The organism is Paucibacter sp. KCTC 42545, from assembly GCF_001477625.1.
Lineage (GTDB): Bacteria > Pseudomonadota > Gammaproteobacteria > Burkholderiales > Burkholderiaceae_C > Paucibacter_A.
Genome location: NZ_CP013692.1, coordinates 2,508,579 through 2,526,590, shown reverse-complemented (window position 1 = coordinate 2,526,590; position 18,012 = coordinate 2,508,579). Strand labels below are relative to the sequence as shown.

At 64.1% G+C, this 18,012-nt stretch carries 11 protein-coding genes; 8 read left to right on the top strand and 3 right to left on the bottom strand.

The genetic code is table 11. The annotated features are described in order from the left end of the window. Positions 1-318: 318 nt before the first annotated feature. The 4 genes from AT984_RS10980 to AT984_RS10965 all read left to right on the top strand — a co-directional run bounded on the left by AT984_RS10980 (position 319) and on the right by AT984_RS10965 (position 7,512). A complete protein-coding gene (locus AT984_RS10980; RefSeq protein ID WP_058720128.1) occupies positions 319-2,607 on the top strand; it encodes an Orn/Lys/Arg decarboxylase N-terminal domain-containing protein in 2,289 nt (762 codons plus the stop codon). A 108-nt stretch (positions 2,608-2,715) separates the two neighbouring features. Further along, positions 2,716-4,050: a putrescine-ornithine antiporter gene (gene potE, locus AT984_RS10975; RefSeq protein ID WP_058722249.1), complete on the top strand. Its 1,335-nt coding sequence runs from the start codon at positions 2,716-2,718 to the stop codon at positions 4,048-4,050. Positions 4,051-4,154: 104 nt separating this feature from the next. Further along, positions 4,155-5,072: an amino acid ABC transporter substrate-binding protein gene (locus AT984_RS10970; RefSeq protein WP_058720127.1), complete on the top strand. Its 918-nt coding sequence runs from the start codon at positions 4,155-4,157 to the stop codon at positions 5,070-5,072. Positions 5,073-5,205: 133 nt separating this feature from the next. After that, positions 5,206-7,512 carry an Orn/Lys/Arg decarboxylase N-terminal domain-containing protein gene (locus AT984_RS10965; protein ID WP_058720126.1) on the top strand — a complete coding sequence of 769 codons (2,307 nt, stop codon included), beginning with the start codon at positions 5,206-5,208 and terminating at the stop codon, positions 7,510-7,512. 49 nt (positions 7,513-7,561) lie between these two features. Here AT984_RS10965 and rsgA read toward each other — a convergent pair whose 3' ends face one another. From rsgA to AT984_RS10950, 3 genes are read right to left on the bottom strand one after another with little or no spacing between them, the layout of a single operon-like run. Continuing rightward, on the bottom strand, positions 7,562-8,470 hold the full coding sequence (rsgA, locus tag AT984_RS10960; RefSeq protein WP_058720125.1) for a ribosome small subunit-dependent GTPase A: 909 nt from the start codon (positions 8,468-8,470) through the stop codon (positions 7,562-7,564). Beyond that, complete coding sequence (locus AT984_RS10955) at positions 8,467-8,832, bottom strand: 4a-hydroxytetrahydrobiopterin dehydratase (RefSeq protein WP_058720124.1); 366 nt, start codon at positions 8,830-8,832, stop codon at positions 8,467-8,469. Before AT984_RS10955 ends, rsgA begins: the two co-directional genes overlap by 4 nt. A 16-nt stretch (positions 8,833-8,848) precedes the next feature. After that, a complete protein-coding gene (locus AT984_RS10950; RefSeq protein ID WP_058720123.1) occupies positions 8,849-10,114 on the bottom strand; it encodes a M48 family metallopeptidase in 1,266 nt (421 codons plus the stop codon). A 63-nt stretch (positions 10,115-10,177) separates the two neighbouring features. Here AT984_RS10950 and orn point away from each other — a divergent pair, with 63 nt between their 5' ends. From orn to AT984_RS10925, 4 genes are all read left to right on the top strand, one after another. Continuing rightward, complete coding sequence (gene orn, locus AT984_RS10945; protein ID WP_058720122.1) at positions 10,178-10,768, top strand: oligoribonuclease; 591 nt, start codon at positions 10,178-10,180, stop codon at positions 10,766-10,768. Between the two features lie 20 nt (positions 10,769-10,788). After that, a complete protein-coding gene (locus tag AT984_RS10940) occupies positions 10,789-12,687 on the top strand; it encodes a chorismate-binding protein (protein WP_082679955.1) in 1,899 nt (632 codons plus the stop codon). Positions 12,688-12,721: 34 nt separating this feature from the next. Beyond that, entirely contained in the window at positions 12,722-15,736 is a 3,015-nt protein-coding gene (locus AT984_RS23240) for an SNF2-related protein (protein WP_197418304.1), read from the top strand. Between the two features lie 572 nt (positions 15,737-16,308). Next, entirely contained in the window at positions 16,309-18,012 is a 1,704-nt protein-coding gene (locus tag AT984_RS10925) for a DEAD/DEAH box helicase (protein WP_058720119.1), read from the top strand.

Genomic DNA, 18,012 nt, shown 5'->3' with positions numbered 1-18,012 from the left:
CGAGGGTCAGGTCTCGCTGCCGGAGACCTGCACATGTTTTGCAGCGGTGACGCGTCCCGCATGCACGCATGCCGAGCGACTCAATCTTGATCGGCCTCCTCGACCAACGGCCATGTTCGCTCTCCGGTCCAGCGGCCCGCCCACTTTGCGCAGACGCAAATCGCCTTGGGTTTGCGTGGACTCAAATCATGCTTGTTTGGCTGCCAAGTTAGGTGTTGTGGCTCATTGCCCCAAGGCCTAACCTAGCAGCCATTTTTAAGGCAGGCCACAAGCCTGCATTCAGGGTCCAAGGGGGCCTTGGCTAACCGGGAGTATTTGATGAGTCATGGAGTGCGGATTGTTGAAATGAAGGCGCTGCTGGTCAGCGCAGAGTTCAATGCGCAATCGGCCGTTGGCCGGGCGGTACGCGCCCTGGGCGCGGCCCTGGCCGAGCGTGACATCACGGTGCTGGAGGCCAGCACGGTCGAAGATGCCCAGGCCTTGATCCATTCGGACCCCGGCATTCAATGCGTCTTGCTCAGCTGGTCCATGGGTTCCGAAGACGATAGCCATGCGGGTGCGACCCAAACCCTGAACCTGATCCGTGCGCGCAATACCAATGTGCCGGTGATGATGATGGCGGGCAGTGGCGGCGCCCAGCTATCCGCTGAAGTGATGCGTCAGGTGGACGAGCTGATTTGGTTCCTGGAAGACACCACGGCCTTCATCGCCGGCCGCGTGTTTGCCGCCATCAAGCGTTACCGCGACGCGATTGCGCCACCGTTCACTCGCGCTTTGATCGACTTCGCCAGCAAGTACGAATACTCCTGGCACACCCCGGGCCACGCGGGTGGCACGGCGTTTTTGAAGTCGCCGGTCGGTGCGGCTTTCCATGACTATTTCGGTGAGAACCTGCTGCGCTCGGACTTGTCGATCTCGGTGGGCGAGCTGGGCTCGCTGCTCGATCACAGCGGCCCCATTGGCGAGAGCGAAAAGTACTGCGCCAAGATCTTTGGCGGCGACCGCGCTTACAGCGTCACCAACGGCTCATCCATGTCCAACCGGGTCATCATGATGGCCTCGGTCACGCGCGGTGACTACGCCTTGTGCGACCGCAATGCCCACAAGTCCACCGAGCAGGCGCTGACCATGACCGGCGTGGTGCCCACCTATCTGGTGCCTTCGCGCAATCATCTGGGCATCATCGGCCCCATCCATGCCAAGACGCTCAGCGAAGCTAGCGTGAAGGCGGCCATCGATGCCAACCCTCTGGCCAAGGACAAGGCCAAGAAGGCGGTGCACGCCATCGTCACCAACTCGACCTATGACGGCCTGATCTATTTGGTGCCGCGGGTGGTGGAGTTGCTGGACAAGAGCGTGGACCGCATCCACTTTGACGAAGCCTGGTATGGCTACGCCCGCTTCAACCCGCTCTACCGTGACCGCTTCGGCATGTATGGCGAAGCCAAGGACTATCCGCGCGACAAGCCCACCATCTTTACCACCACCTCGACCCATAAGTTGCTGGCTGCCATCTCGCAGTCCTCGCTGATTAATGTGCGTGACGGCCGCAACCCGGTGCCGCATGCGCGTTTCAACGAGTCTTACATGATGCATGCCTCGACCTCGCCGCTGTACGCGATCATCGCGTCCAACGAAGTGTCGGCAGCCATGATGACCGGCGTGGGCGGGGTGACGCTGACGCATGACTCGATTCAAGAAGCGGTGATCTTCCGCAAGGCCGTTTGGCGCATGCGTCGCGATGCCCAGATCCGCGGCGACTGGTTCTTCAGCACCTGGAATGCCGATGTCGTCACCGACCCGTCCAGCGGCAAGACCATGGCTTTCGAGGACGCGCCCACCGAGTTGCTGAGCACCGAGCCTAGCTGCTGGGTGCTGCAGCCTGGCCAGAGTTGGCACGGCTTTGCGGACATCGAGGCGGGCTATTGCATGCTGGACCCGATCAAGGTGTCCATCGTGGCGCCGGGCATCGCCGAGGACGGCTCCTTCGAGGCCAGCGGCATCCCCGCCATGCTAGTGACGGCCTTCTTGAGCCAGCGCGGCATTCAGGTCGAGAAGACCACCGACTTCACCATCCTCGTGCTGTTCTCTCTGGGCGTGACGCGCGGCAAGTTTGGCACCTTGGTCAATGCCTTGCTGCGCTTCAAGGAAGCCTACGACGCCAACACGCCGGTGGCCGAGGTGCTTTACGGCCACGGCGAGGCGGTGCCCGAGGCTTACAACGGTGTTGGCCTGAAGGACTTGGCCAACGCCATGTTTGAGCAGATGAAGAGCAGCAACATCCTGCGCCTGCAGGCCTTGGCCTTCTCATCCCTGCCTGAGCCGGTGATGACGCCGGCCGATGCTTATTCCAAGCTGGTGCACAACGAGATCGAGGAGGTGGCGGTGGACGATCTGGCCGGCCGCGTGCTGGCCAATGCCATCGTGCCTTACCCACCGGGCATTCCGATGTTGATGCCGGGTGAGTCGGCCGGCGCGGCGGATGGCCCCTTCATCGGCTATCTGCGTGGCCTGCAAAACTGGGGTGAACGCTTCCCTGGTTTTGGCCGTGACACCCACGGTGTCGAGGTCAAGGACGGGCGCTACTTTGTGCAATGCCTGAAGTGAATCCGGGCCGCTTGGGGCCGCGCGCTGTGAAGCGTGCGGCGAAGCGATCTTTGACCTCTCATGCAGCTGCAAGCCTGGCTTGCAAGACCCAAAATCAAGGAGCCCGCAATGGCTGATTCCAGCAAGAAAATGTCCCTGATGGGGCTGACCACCATCGTCGCGGTCAATATGATGGGCTCGGGCATCATCATGTTGCCCGCCAATATGGCCCAACTCGGCGCGGTGTCGCTGCTGTCCTGGGTCATCACCGCCGTGGGTTCGATGGCAATTGCCTACAGCTTTGCCCAATGCGGTTTGTTCTGCGCCCGCTCGGGCGGCATGTCGGCTTATGCGGAGGAAGCGCATGGCAAGTCGGGCTTCTTCATGGCCTCCTTCTTGTACTACCTGTCGCTTGCCATCGGCAATGTGGCCATTGCCATCTCGGCGGTGGGCTACATCACGCCCTTCATCCCTTGGCTGGGCACCGGCTCGACGCCGCTCTTCGTCGGCGTGGTGAGTTTGCTGTGGCTGACCACCGTGGCCAATTTTGGCGGCCCCAAGGTAACGGGCAAGATCGGCGCCATCACCGTGTGGGGTGTGATCATCCCGGTGGCCGGCCTCTCGGTGATCGGCTGGTTCTGGTTCAAATCTTCGGTCTTTGCCGAGGCCTGGAACCCGCATGGCACGCCGCTGAGCGAGGCGATTGCCTCGAGCATCCCGCTGACCTTGTGGGCCTTTCTGGGCATGGAGTCGGCCGCAGCCAACTCTGATGCGGTGGAGAACCCCAAGCGCAATGTGCCACTGGCCTGCTTGTTCGGCACCGGCGGCGCGGCGGTGGTCTACATCCTGTCGACCACGGTGATTCAGGGCATTGTTCCGAATGCTGAACTGGCTCAGTCCACCGCGCCCTTTGCCCTGGTCTATGCCGCCATGTTCACGCCCATGGTCGGCAATGTGATTCTGTTCCTGGCGGTGGCGGCCTGCGTGGGCTCGCTGCTGGGCTGGCAGTTCACGCTGAGCCAAGTCTCCAAAGCCGCGGCGGAGCAGCGCATGTTCCCCGCCTTCTTTGCCCGCATCACGGCGGCGGAAGCGCCCATCGTGGGTATGGTGGTGGCTTGCGTGATCCAGACCTTGATGGCGGTGTCCACCATGTCGCCGGATGCGGCGGCGCAGTTCGGCAAGCTGGTGAACCTGGCGGCGGTGACCAATCTGGTGCCTTACGTCACCGCTTTGTCCGCCCTGATGATCATCATGCACAAGGCCAAAGTCAGCAGCGCCGTGTTCACCCGCAATGTGGTGGTGCTGATGGTGGCCATGCTGTACAGCTTCTACGCCCTTTACGCCTCGGGCAAGGACGCCGTCTTCGGCGGCATGATCGTGATGGCTGTTGGCTTCCTGATCTACGGCTTCATCGCCAATCGCTTCATCGAAGTTCTGCCCAAGGCGGGTGCAGCGAAAGCCTGAACGGCCTGAAAAGACCAAGGTCTGAGCGGCCTTCGCGCGCACCCATGCTGATCATGAAAGCGCGCCGCGCCGCCACCTTCTCAACAAGAAAGAGGAATCCAATCATGGCAATTTACCCAAGCATTCACTGGGGTCTGCTGACGGCCGGCCTGCTGACCGGCCTGGTTCTGCCGATGCAAGAGGCATCGGCGCAAACGCTGGAGCGCATCGCCAAGAGCGGGCAGCTGACTCTGGGCTATATCGACGGCGTGGCGCCCATGTCCAGCCGTGGCGCCGATGGCCAAATGGCTGGCTACGGCGCCGATCTGTGCCAGGCGGTGGCCGATGCCGTCAAGGCCAAGCTGCCACAGCGCGCTGTGACGGTGCGTTATGTGCCTGTGGCCTCGGAAGATGCGGTCGACAAAGTGGCGAACGGCGGCGTGGACCTGCTGTGCACGCCCACGGCCGAAACCCTGAAGCGCCGCGAGCACGTGTCTTACTCCATTCCCGTGCTCAACGGCGGCATTGCAGTGCTGATTCGGCAGGACGCGAGCAAGCAGCTGCGCGATGTGGTCAATGGCCAGGCGCCGGTGACCGGGCCTGTCTGGCGCGCCACTGCCAATGGGGGCCGGGTCAAGCACACTTATGCGGTGCGTGAAGGTACTTTGGCCGAGGACTGGGCGCGCGCCAAGTCGCGCCTGCTGGGCGTGACGGTCAGCACCATCAAGGTCCAGGACGATGCCAAGGGCATTGCGCTGGTGCAGGCCAAGCAGGCCGATGCCTATTTCGGCGAGCGGGTGCTGCTGGAGCAGTATGTGGCGCGCAATCAGCTTGGCAAGGAGTTGCTGGTGGCCAAGCGGGTGCTCAATACCGAACTGCTGGGCCTGGCGATGGCACGCAATGACGACGACTTCCGCCTGCTGGTAGACCGCGCACTGAGCCAGCTCTACCTCAGCAAGACTTTCCCAGCGGTATATGCGCGCTACTTCGGCGGCTGGGAAGAGCCCACCAAGCTTGCTTTCGAAGGCTGGGTGCGTCCTTGATGGCCTGAAGTCCTTGGGCGCGAGCCAGGTTCAGCGCAAGCTGGCCCGCGCCAATCATTGGCCCCCACATCAGCGCTGAGCGGCGCGGCAACATGCCTGCGCGGCCAGCTAGACAGTTTGAGGAGATCAACAGATGGCAAGCTCAATTCCCTTTCGCTCCCGCGTGCTGTGCATTGACGACGATTTGGCCGGCCAGTCCACCACCGCCAGCCGGCGCATTCAGGCCATCCTGGCTGCCCTGCGTGAGCGCAACGTCGAGGTCATCGAGGCCCTGTCTTATGCCGACGGTGCGGCGAATTTGCGCTCGGACGCGGCCATTCACTGCGTCTTGATCGACTGGTCCTTGGGTGCCAATGACGACGCCAGCCATGCCGCGGCCGCTGAGCTGCTGCAAGGCTTGCGCCGCCGCAATGCCACCGTGCCGGTGTTCTTGCTGGCCGACCGCAAGTCCGCCGGTGGACCGATGACGGTGACGGTGGCCAGCCTGGCCGATGAGTTCATCTGGACGCTGGAAGACAGCCCGCCCTTCATCGCCCGCCGCATCGAAGCAGCGGTGGAGCGCTACTTTGAGCAGTTGCTGCCGCCTTTTGCCCGCGCCCTGGTCAATTACAACCGGGATGCCGAGTATTCCTGGGCCGCGCCCGGCCACCAGGGCGGCGTGGCCTTCAGCAAGTCGCCCATCGGGCAGCTTTTTGTCGAAGCCTATGGCGAGACCTTGTTCCGCACCGATATGGGTATTGAGCGCGGTGCGCTGGGTTCGCTGCTCTCGCACACCGGGCCGATTGGTGCGAGCGAAACCTATGCGGCGGAGGTGTTCGGCAGTGATCGCAGCTACTCGGTGCTGAACGGCACCTCGGCCTCGAATCGCACCATCATGTCGGCCTGCATCGGCGAGCAGCAAATCGCGCTGTGCGACCGCAACTGTCACAAGTCGATTGAGCAAGGCCTGGCGCTGACCGGGGGCATTCCGGTCTTTCTGCAAGCCGGGCGCAATCGCTACGGTGTGATCGGCCCCATCCACCCCGATCAACTTCAGCCCGCCGCGATTGCGGCCAAGATCGCGGCCAACCCCTTGGCGTCCAAAGCTTCACAGCAGCGCGCGGTCTACAGCGTGCTGACCAACTGCACCTATGACGGCATGTGTTACGACGCCAAAGGCGTCGAGGATCTGCTGAGCCAGAGCGTGGACCGCATCCATTTCGACGAAGCCTGGTTCGGCTACGCCCGCTTCAACCCCATGTATCGCGAGCGTTATGCGATGCGGGGTGCGGCCAGCAGCCATCCGGACGATGGCCCGACGGTGTATGCCACCCATTCCACCCACAAGCTGCTGGCGGCGTTGTCGCAGACCTCCTTCATCCATGTGCGTGATGGCAAGGGCGCCATCGACCATGGCCGCTTCAACGAGGCCTATGGTGCGCAGGCATCGACTTCGCCGCTGTACGCCTTGATCGCCAGCAACGAGGTAGCCGCGGCCATGATGGCCGGCCCCTCGGGCGAGGCCTTGACGCAGGACGTGATCGACGAAGCCGTGGCCTGCCGTCAGGCCGTGGCCCAGGTGGCGCGTGAACTGGCGGCCAAGGATGAATGGTTCTTCACGCCCTGGAATGCGCCCGAGGTGACGGACCCCGCCACGGGCAAGCGTTATGCCTTTGCCGACGCACCGGCCGAGCTGCTGGCGCACGAGCCCTCATGCTGGGTACTGCACCCGGGTGAACGCTGGCACGGTTTTGATGCCATTCCGGACGGTTGGTGCTTGCTCGACCCGATCAAGTTCGGCATCGTCGCCCCCGGCATGAATGAGGACGGCACGCTCGCCGAGCAGGGCATTCCGGGCGATTTGGTGACAGCCTATATGTCGCAGCATGGCATCGTGCCCTCGCGCACCACGGCGCATATGGTGCTGTTCCTGTTCTCGATGGGCGTGACCAAGGGCAAGTGGGGCACCTTGATCAACACCATGCTGGACTTCAAGCGTGACTACGACGCCAATGTGCCCTTGGCCAAGGCCTTGCCGCGCGTGCTGGCCGCAGCGCCTGAGCGTTATGCCGGCATGGGCGTGAAGGACCTGGGTGACGCCATGTGGGCCGAGATGCGCGCCAGCCGCATGGGCTATTGGGAGGCCGAGGCTTACGCACAGCTGCCGGTGCCGCACTGCACACCGCGCCTGGCCTTCCAGAAACTGATGACCGATGAGGTCGAGTTGCTGCCGCTGGATCAACTGGCCAACCGCGTCGTCACCGTGGGCGTGATTCCCTATCCACCCGGCATTCCCATCGTCATGCCGGGCGAGAACATCGGCCCGGCCGATGGTGCCTGGCTCAGCTATTTGCGCGTGCTGGCGCATTGGGCGGAGAGGTTCCCCGGCTTCGCCAAAGAGGTGGAGGGCGCCATCGAGAAGGACGGCACTTACTACGTCTATTGCCTCAAGCAGGCTTGAGTGCAGCTGGCCTCCAGCCTAGAGCTACCTCGGGGCCGGCCGGCGGCGATCACCAGCGCTTGCTGGTCAGCTCGGCCAGGATTTCGCCGTAGATGCGGTAGCGCGCCGGGCTGATCAAGCCGGCCTCCACCGCATCGCGCACGCCGCAGCCGGGCTCATGCTGATGGGTGCAGTTGTAGAAGCGGCAATGGTCGGCATGCGCGCGCAGATCGGGCATCAAGAGCGGCAGCTGGGTGGGCTCGATCTGGCGCACACCGAATTCCTGGAAACCGGGTGAGTCGATCAGGGCCGATTGGCGCTCGGCGTCCACCCAGTACCACTGCGTGGTGGTGGTGGTGTGGCGGCCGGAGTTGAGTGCCACCGAGATATCGCCCACCTGGGCCTTGGCATCGGGGATCAAGAGATTGATCAAGGTGCTCTTGCCGGTGCCGCTGGGGCCCATCACAAAGCTGCGCTTGCCGGTCAGCCAAGGCGTGAGCTTGGCGATGGACTCGGCCGGTTCGGCCTTCAGCGCAATCTCCATCATGTTCAAGCCCATGGCCCGGTAAGGCGCCAGGCGTTCCCGCGCGGCGGCGGCGCCGGGCAGGTCGGTCTTGTTCAGGGCAATCGTGGTGTGGATGCCGGCGGCTTCCGCGGCCACCAGGGCGCGGCACAGCTGGCTCTCGCTGAACACCGGCTCAACGGCAACCAGGATCAGCAGTTGATCAACATTGGCCGCAAAGCTCTTGGTCTTCCACTCGTCCTGGCGGAACAGCAGATTGCGGCGCGGCTCCACCGCTTCGATCACGCCTTCGTCCGAACCACTGGGCGCCCAGCGCACTTCGTCGCCCACCACGCAATCACTCTTCTTGCCGCGCGGGTGGCAAACCCGGCGCAGGCCTTCGCTGTCTTCAACGATGTAATGGCGGCCATGGCCACGCACCACCAGGCCGAGATCCAGGGCGCTGAAGCGGCTCATGCGCTGGTGCCGCCGACGTGGCGCAGGGCGTTGACCCGCGCCGCGCAGATGAAGTCATTGACCGTCAGGCTCCCGGCCGAATGGGTCGTGAAGCGCAGGCCGCAGTGCTTGTAGGAGATGTGCATATCGGGGTGATGGTCCTGTGCCTTGGCAATCGCGGCCACGGCGTTGGCGAAAGCCATGGTTTGATCAAAATCCTGGAAATCGAAGCGGGCTTCGATGCTGGCTGGCTGCGCCTGCTCATCTGCGCTGATCAGCTGCCAACCCGGCACCAAGGCCAGCCATTCGGGCCAAGCGGCAGGGGCCAGTGCGGCAAGCGCGTGTTGGCAGTTTGTGCTCAGTAAATCGATGGTGCTAGGCATCAGCGGGGCTGCTTCATCAGGCTTGTGACAGGGCCGCCAGGCGCTCGCTGGCCGGCGGGTGCGAATAGTAAAAGCGGGCGTAGACCGGGTCGGGCGTCAGCGTGCCGGCATTGTCCTCGTGCAGCTTCAGCAGGGCCGAGGCCAGATCGGCGCCGCTGGCCTGCGCGCAGGCATAGGCATCGGCCTGGAACTCATCCCGGCGCGAGAAATAGCTGCCCAGCGGGGTGAAGAAAAAGCCGAACACCGGCACCACCAGCAAGAACAGCAGCAAGGCCAGGGCGTCATTGGGCGCTGCCATATTCGGCTGCACATTGAAGGCCAGATAGAAGCCGGGCTGCGCGGACAACCAACCCAGCAGGGCAAAGCCGGCCAAGCTGATGGCAAACATCAAGACCATGCGTTTGGTGACATGCTTGTGCTTGAAATGGCCCAGCTCATGGGCCAGCACGGCCTGAACCTCGGCGCCGTTCAGGCGCTCCAGCAAGGTGTCGAAAAACACCACCCGCTTGGCCGGGCCGAAGCCGGTGAAGTAAGCATTGCCGTGGGCTGAGCGGCGGCTCCCGTCCATCACGAACAAGCCCTTGGCCTTGAAGCCGCAGCGCTGCATCAGGGTCTCGACCTGGGCCTTCAGATTGTCGTCAGGCAGGGGCTCGAATTTGTTGAACAGGGGCGCGATCACGGTCGGGTAAAGCACCAGAATCAAAAGGTTGAAGCCCATCCAGGCGCCCCAGGCCCACAACCACCATAGGCTGCCGGCAGCACCCATCAGCCACAGAATCAAGGCGGCAATCGGCAGGCCGATGACGGCGCCGACCAGCATGCCCTTGAGCGCATCGACGACATACATCTTCAGCGTCATGCGGTTGAAGCCAAAGCGCTGCTCCAGCGCAAAGGTGTTGTAAAGCTCCCAGGGCAGGTCCAGCAGGGCGCCAATCAAGGTAAAGCTCAGCAGCAGCATCAGCTGATAGCCCATGCCACTGAAATGCGGTGTCAGCAGGGTGTTGAGCGCCTGCAAGCCGCCCAGCAGGGTCCAGCCCAGCAGCACGGCGCTGCTGAAGGCCAGGCTCAGCAGGCCGTAGCGACTGCGGGCAATGGTGTAGTCAGCGGCTTTTTGATGGGCGGCCAGGGGCACGGTGGCGGCGAATGCGGCCGGCACGTCGTTGCGGTGCTGGGCCACATGGCGAATTTGGCGGCCGGTCAGCCAGAACTTGGCCAGCAGGGTCAGCACCAGGGCGATGGCGAATGCCAAGGCCAGAAATTGCGGGTTCAGGGTTGAAAGCATGGTCCGAAGTGTAGGGCTGCGACAATACCGGCCACATAAAGTCTCCGCGAAACACCTGCCCCCATGAGCATCACGACCGATACCGTCAACGACAGCGCCGCGCCCGCGCTGGCCCTGAATGAACAAAACCTGATCTGGATCGATCTGGAAATGACCGGGCTCAACCCCGAGACCGACCGCATCATCGAGATCGCCGTGGTGGTGACCGATGCGAATTTGACTCAGCGCGTGGAAGGCCCCGTGTTCGCCATCCACCAAAGCGATGCAACCCTGGACAAGATGGACGCCTGGAACAAGGGCACCCATGGCCGCAGCGGCCTGATTGACCGCGTTAAAGCCTCCACCGTGACCGAGGACGAGGCCGTGACCCAGACCATTGCCTTCCTCAAGCAATATGTGCCGGCCGGCAAGTCGCCCATGTGCGGCAATAGCATCTGCCAAGACCGCCGCTTCCTGGCCAAGACCATGCCCGCGCTGGAATCCTTCTTCCATTACCGTAATCTGGATGTCTCGACCCTGAAGGAATTGGCCAAGCGCTGGAAGCCCGAGCTGCTGGCCGGCTTCAAGAAGGCGCAGGCCCATACCGCGCTGGCCGACATCACCGAGTCCATCGACGAGTTGGCCTATTACCGCGAGCATTTCCTCAGCCTCTGAGCCGGGCACTGAGGCCAGCCATGTCGTCTGACCTGACTCCCGAAGCTCCTGCCGTCGCTTCGGCGTCGCAGACCCTGCACGCTGCCTTTGACTTCCCTCGCCATCCGCTGGCTCGGGAGGACGGCGAGCGCGTGCGGGGCGCCTTCTATGCGCCGCCAGTCCGTTGGCTGCGCGCCCATGCGCCTGCCGAGTTGAACGCGGTGCTGGACGAGGCGCATGCGGCCAGTCGGGCTGGCGCCTGGGTCTTGGGTGGCCTGCGCTACGAAGCGGCCGCGGCTTTTGATGCGGCGCTGTGCGTGCGTGACACGGCCTTGCCCCTGGCCGAGTTTGCAGTTTTCGAGACTGCGCCCGAGCCCTGGCTCGAGGACGGCGCTGCGAGCGCGGTCGCCGGCGCAAAGGCCGCCGCACGCCGCTGCGAGGATTGGCAAGACAGCCAGAGCGAGCTAGACGAATGCGCGCAGATCGAGCGCATCCGCGAGTGGATTCGTGCCGGGCACTGCTATCAGGTCAATCTGACCACGCCGCTGTATTCCGCGCTGGCCGAGGGCGTGGACTTGGCGGCCTACTTTCTGGCCCTGCACCGCGCTCAGCCGGGCGGCTTCTCGATTTTTCTGCGTGATGCCGGCGTGGCCAGCGTGTCGCCGGAATTGTTTTTCGACTGGCGGCCGGTGCCGGGTGCGGCCAGTTCTTGGCTGCTGGCGGCACAGCCCATGAAGGGCACGGCGGCGCGCGGCCGCGATGTGGTGGAGGACGAGGCGGCACAAGCTCATCTGCACACCAGCCAGAAGGAGCGCGCCGAGAATTTGATGATCGTTGACCTGCTGCGCAATGACATCAGCCGGGTCGCGCAGCTGGGCAGCGTGCGGGTGCCGCGATTGTTCGAGCTGCACGCTTTGCCAACGGTGTGGCAGATGACCTCCACCGTGACGGCGGTGAGCCGGCCTAAGCTGCGCTTGTCCGAGTTGTTCGCCGGGCTGTTCCCTTGTGGTTCGGTGACCGGCGCGCCCAAGATCCGCGCCATGCAAATCATTGCTGAGCTGGAGCCGGCGGCTCGCGGCTGGTACTGCGGCGCCCTGGGCCTGCTGCAGCCGGGCGGGGTGGCTACCTTCAATGTGCCGATCCGCACGGTGGAGGCACAGGTCGATAGCGAGGGCGGGGGAGCTAAGCTGCGCGCCAGTGTGGGCAGCGCCATCACCCTCGATTCGCAAGCGATGGCTGAAGTTGCGGAATGGCGCGCCAAGTCGCGTTTCCTGCTGCGCGCTCAGGCGCCGGTGGCGGCGCTGGAAACCCTGCGCTTGCAAGACGGCGAGTTGCTGCGCCTGAACGGCCATATCGCCCGCATGCAACGCACGGCCCAGCACTTCGGCTTACGCCTGAATCAGGCTGAGTTGCGGGCGGCGCTGCAGGCTGTGGCCCAGCAAAATCCGCAAGGCCAGTGGCGTGTGCGAGCAACGCTTGGCGAACAAGGGCGTGTGCATGTTGAGCTGACTGCGCTCCCGCAGACCCCGAATTGCGTGATACTCGCGCTCGCTGAGCAAGCCGTCGCAACGCGCGGCCCCGGCGCTGAATTTCTTCAACACAAAACCACGCGGCGCGAAGCCTATGATTTTTTTACCAGCACCAAGCCGGCTCAGGCCTTCGACGTGCTGCTTTGGAACGAAGACGGCGAGCTGACCGAATGCACTTTCGGCAATATCGCCGTGAAGTTGGACGGTCGCTGGTTGACCCCGCATTTGCAAGCCGGGCTGCTGCCCGGCGTTTACCGAGAAGAACTCCTGCATCTGGGGCGCGTGAGCGAAGCGCGTTTGCTGAAAAGCGATCTGTGCCGCGCCCAAGACCTTGCCTTTATCAATAGCCTGCGCGGCTGGTGTCAAGCCAGCCTGCTGGGCAGCCCGGATGCGCTGGGCGGCGATTGCTAGCCGCCACGCCCATCCTCACCGAATACGACATCTCATGGCTACAGCCTCCAAGAAATCCGCCGCCAGCAGTGCCAAAACCACTGCCGCGCCCGCCACCGCAGCCAAGAAGCCAACGGCCAGCAAGACCGCTGCCAAGCCAAGCACTGCCGCCAAGGCAGAGGCCAAGCCAACTGCCAAAGCAGTCAAAGCTGTGAAGGCGGTTGAATCCAAGCCAACCGCGAAGGCGGTGAGCGCGGCGAAGAAGACCGTCAAGTCCAGCCCTGCAGCGGCACCCGCCAAGCGCGCGAGCAAGGCGGCGAGCCCTGTGGCTGCGCCTGTCAGCGCCAAGCCCGCCGCAAAGGCAGCGGCGAAGCCTGCGGTTAAGGCTCCGGTGAAGGCTGCGGCGGTGAAGGCCGCAGCGCCCGTCAAGGCCGCAGCCAAGGTCAAGGCTGCGTCGCTAGCGACGCCTGCGGTGAAGGCGCCGGCCAAGAAGAAGGCTGTGGCGGCAGTCGCCCCCATCAAGACAACTGCTGCAGGCAAAAAGGCCGCTGCGGCAGCGCCCGTCAAGGCAGTGAAAGCGGCTGTGAAGGCTGTGGCAAAGGCGCCGGTGGAAGCGCCAGCAAAGGCTGCGGTCAAAGCGGCTGTGAAGAAGCCGGTTGAGAGAGCGACCACCAAGGCCGTCGAGCCGATTGCAAAGAAGACGGCGGCGAAGAAGGCTGCCGCGCTTGCGGTGCCCGAAGCTGCCGCTGTGCCTACGAAAAAGAAGCCTGCAGCTAAGCAGTCTGCCAAGCCCGCGGTGGCGGCTGTTGTGGCTGCTGCGCCGGTCGCCGTGCCTGCGCCAGCACCCAGCGCCCCGTCCAAAGCCAAGGCTAAGCCCAAGGCCCAAGCTGCTGCACCGGCCGCTGTCAGCCCGGCAAAGCCTAAGTCGGCCGCCACAAGCGCAGCACCCAAGGGCAAGTCCGCTGCCAAGCAGGCCGACAAGCAGACGCAGCTCGCTGCCGCGCCGGTTGCGGCACCGGCTCCCGCCCCGGTGGCAGCACCTCAGCCGCCCGAAGCCCCCGCACGCTTTAGCCTGCAGGCCGAGGATGCGAGCAGCCATTTCGGCGCCTACCGCGTTACGTCCTTGAGCGATGCGGCCGCACATTGGCAAGTGACGGTGCATGGCGCCCAGGCCATCGATTGCCGCTGCAGCTGCGCAGGCTTTGCCTTCAGCAACCGCGGTGCTTGCGAACACATCGACTTCGTGCTGGACGAACTCATGAGCCAGCCCGAGGCCGCGCAAGTGCTGCGCCAAGGCTGGCATGCTGATTACAGCGAGGTCTTGCTGCGCTTCGGTGCACGCCGTCAGCTGCGTTGGCGTCAAGGTCGTGCCTGCTCGGATGCGCTGGCCGAGGCTGCCCAGGCTTTGCTGGACGAAAACGGCCGCTTGCGTGCCGAGGCGCCTGGCGCGCTGAGTCAGCTGTTGAATCTGGCTGCCACGCTGGGCCATGATTTGCGGGTGGAAGAGGGCGTTTGGCCCTTGCTGGCCCATCGCCGTGACGCCGCCCAGCGCGTGGAACGCCTGGAACAAGCCTATCCGCAAGGCCTGGCCAGCCCCGCGCTGCACGGCTTGCTCAAGCTGCCTCTGCCCATTTATCAATTGGAAGCGGCCTTGTTTGCCGTCTGCGCCGGGCGCAGCCTGGTGGCCGATGACTTGGGTCTGGGCCTGCACGCACAAGCCTTGGCCGCGGCCGAATTGCTGATGCGCCATATGGGCGTGGAGCGCGTGCTGGTGCTGGCTGAGGCTGCCGCCTTGCCGCGCTGGCAGGCCGAGGCTCAGACCTTGAGCCCGCGCGGCGTGCAAATGCTGCGGGCCGGCGTGGCGCCAAGCGCGGCCGAAATCGGCATCGCCTCGCATGCGGCGCTGACGCAAGACCTGGCCCCGCTGCAGGCCTTCGCGCCTGAGTTGATCATCGTGGACGACGCGGCGCTGCTGGACGAGCAGATGCTCAGCCAGCTCAAGCAATTGGATCAGGGCTTTTTGCTGCTCTTGAGCGGCGAGCTTTTGAATCAGCGCCCCAAGGCCTTGCTGCCCCTGGTGGAGCTGCTGGATCGCCAGCGCAGCGGCCCTTACGCTCGCTTCCTGAGCTACCACGCCAAGCGTGACCAAGAAGGTCGCGTCCAGGGCTTTGTGGCCCTGGATGCGCTGGACCAAACGCTGGAGCGCCTGATGTTCGCCCGCAGCCGCGCCGACTTGTTGGCCACGCTGCCCCCCGCCTTGCTGCAGCTGCGCAAGGTGAGCATGAGCGCGCAGCAGCAAGATGCGCAGGCCAGCCTGTGGCAAGGCCTGCGCCGTGCGGTGCAGCGCTGGCAGCGCAGCGACTATGTGTCTGACGCCGAGTTGCTGCAGATCACCCTGCAGCTGCAAGCCCTGCGCCGCGTGGCGATCAGCCCGCTTTTGCTGGCTGGCGCTGTTGCTGATGCCTCTGCTGTTGCCTCTGCTGATGGCGCTGATTTGGCTAGCCCCAAGCTGGCGGCGGTGGTCGAGGTGGCGCGCGAACTGCTGGGCCGCGCCGCGGCGCGCTTGGTCGTGTTCTGCCAGTGGGACGATGCCTTGGCTTTGGCAGTGGCGCCTTTGCAAGCGGCCGGCTTCAAGCTGCTGCATCTGCAGGATGGCCAGAGCCTGGTGCAGCGCCAACATCAAGCCCGCCGCTGGCGCGATGACGCCAGCCTGCAAATCCTGCTGTGCAGCGATGCCGCAGCGGCCGGTCTGGACCTCCATATTGATGCAGCAGGAGAGGGCGCTGCGGCGGACCTCGGCCTGGGCTTGATCAATCTGGAACTGCCCTGGGGCGAAGCCTTGCTGGAGCAGCGCCTGGCCAGCGTCAGCCGCGAAGACTCGGCTGGCTTGCCGATGATTCAGCTGATTGCGCAGCCGGGCCTGGAGCAGCAAATGCTGCTGGCGCTGGATCGTCTGCCCGAGCTGCCCCCATGCAGCCTGGACGGCGATATCGCCCGCCGCTTGATGCAAGGCGAGGAGTTGCGCGCCTTCATGCAGGCGCTGGCTTTGATGCTGCCCGAGGCTCAGTAAACCGCATTGGGTCTGATGGCCGCCAAGCCCGCCTTGGCCAGCCAAACAGGCCAAGGGCAGCAGCAAGCCCCAAGGCCCCCGAGCGTGCAGAAATGCGCGCTCGGGGGCCTTGTCGTCATCTGCTTGTAAAAAAGTCTCCCGTGGAAACCCTAGTGTGCTATAGTTGCGGTCTTGCCTGGGGGTCATGACACCCGCTCTGTTCCAGGTAATTCGTACGTCTCCTCTGACCTATGTTCAGGCCGCTGCCCAAGTTCTTCATTTAAGAAGCTTGTGCGCAGTGACAGCAAACACATTCATATTGAATGCTTTGCTGAGCACCCTCACCGGGTGATGCGCTGAGCGCCCTTCGGGTTCGGTCGGCGGCGATGCCGTCGCTTTGACTGTTCCCCCGGCGCCGCCCCAGGCACCCATCGGCCAAGCTTTGCTTTGCCGATCTCGCAAGACCTGGCGCACGACGCGAGCTTTCTCCCAGCGACATTATTGGCTTGATGCGCCTCCATCATTGGCGTACTCAAGCATGTGCGCTCGTCTGCAATATTGGCAGGCAGGGCACAGCCATGTTGAAAGAAGTTATGACATTTGAAAATCTAGGCCTGCACGAGTCCATTCTGCGTGCCGTCAAGGATTCCGGTTACGAAACCGCGACTGAAGTTCAAACCCTGGCCATCCCCGCTGGCATCGCTGGCAAGGACCTGATGGTTTCCGCCCGCACCGGTAGCGGCAAGACTGCAGCTTTCACGCTGCCCGCCCTGAGCAAGATCATTGCCAGCCGTGCCGTTCAGCAAGAGCGTGTGCGTGGCAAGAACTACGGCCCCCGCGTGCTGGTGCTGTGCCCCACCCGTGAGTTGGCCATGCAAGTCGCCAAGGCTGCTCAGACCTACGGCCGTCATGTGCCCGGCCTGAAGATCGCCACCGTCTTGGGCGGCATGCCTTACGCCCTGCAGATCCGCCAATTGAGCGGCCCGCTGGACATCCTGATCGCCACCCCTGGCCGTCTGATGGACCACCTGCAATCCGGCAAGTGCGTGCTGGACAACGTCGAGACCCTGGTGCTGGACGAAGCTGACCGCATGCTGGACATGGGCTTCATCGACGACATCAAGTTCGTGGCTGACCGCATCCCGGCCGAGCGCCAAACCGTCATGTTCAGCGCCACCTTCGCTGGCCATGTGGGCCGCTTGGCTCAAGACCTGATGCGTGACCCGCAGCGCATCGACGTGGCTTCGCACACCGACACCCACGAGAACATCACCCAGCGTCTGCACTGGGCTGACAACAACAACCACAAGGACCAGCTGCTTGAGCATCTGCTGGCCGACAAGGATGTTGACCAAGCCCTGGTCTTCACCAGCACCCAGCGTGACGCTGACTGGCTGGCCGAGCGCCTGCAAGAGCTGGGTCATGCCGTGGCCCCGCTGCACGGTGGCATGCCGCAAGGCCGCCGCAACCGCGTGCTGATGGCTCTGCGCCGTCACGAAGTGCGCGTGCTGGTTGCCACCGACGTGGCCGCCCGCGGTATCGACGTGCCCACCATCAGCCACGTGATCAACTACGGTCTGCCGATGAAGGCTGAGGACTATGTTCACCGCATCGGCCGTACCGGCCGTGCTGGCCGCTCCGGCCTGGCCGTGACCCTGGCCACGCGTGATGACGTGTCCATGATCCGTCGCATTCAGCAGTTCACGACTCAGACCATTCCTTCGGCACAAATCGAAGGCCTGGAGCCTAAGACGCAAGAACCGCGTATCTTCCCGCCTCGGCCCGCTGGCGCCGGTGGTTTTGAAGACCGTGGTCCCCGTCCTGGCTGGGGCAACAAGCCTGCCTTCGGCGGTAACAAGTTTGGCGGCGGCGGTGGTAACAAGTTCGGCGGCAAGCCCAGCTTCCATCGCGATGGCGGCAAGCCTTTTGTGCGTGAAGGCGGCCCGCGTCCGGAGGGCTTTGCTCCCCGTGGCGGCGACTTCCGTCAAGATGCCCGCCCGGCCTTCGGTAACGACCGTCCTGCCTTTGGCAATGACCGTCCTGCGTTCGACCGTGGCAATGACCGTGGCGGCTACGACAACCGTGGCGGCCAAGGCGACAACCGTGGTTTCGCACCCCGTAACGATCGTCCTGCCTTCGGCGACAAGCCGGCCTTTGCTCCCCGCAATGACCGTCCTGCCTTCGGCGACAAGCCCAGCTTCGGCGGCGATCGTCGCCCAGGTGGCTTCGATTCGCGCGGCCCCAAGCGCGCCGGCCCGCCGAGCGGCGCCCCGCGTCGCAGCGGCTTCGGTCGCTGA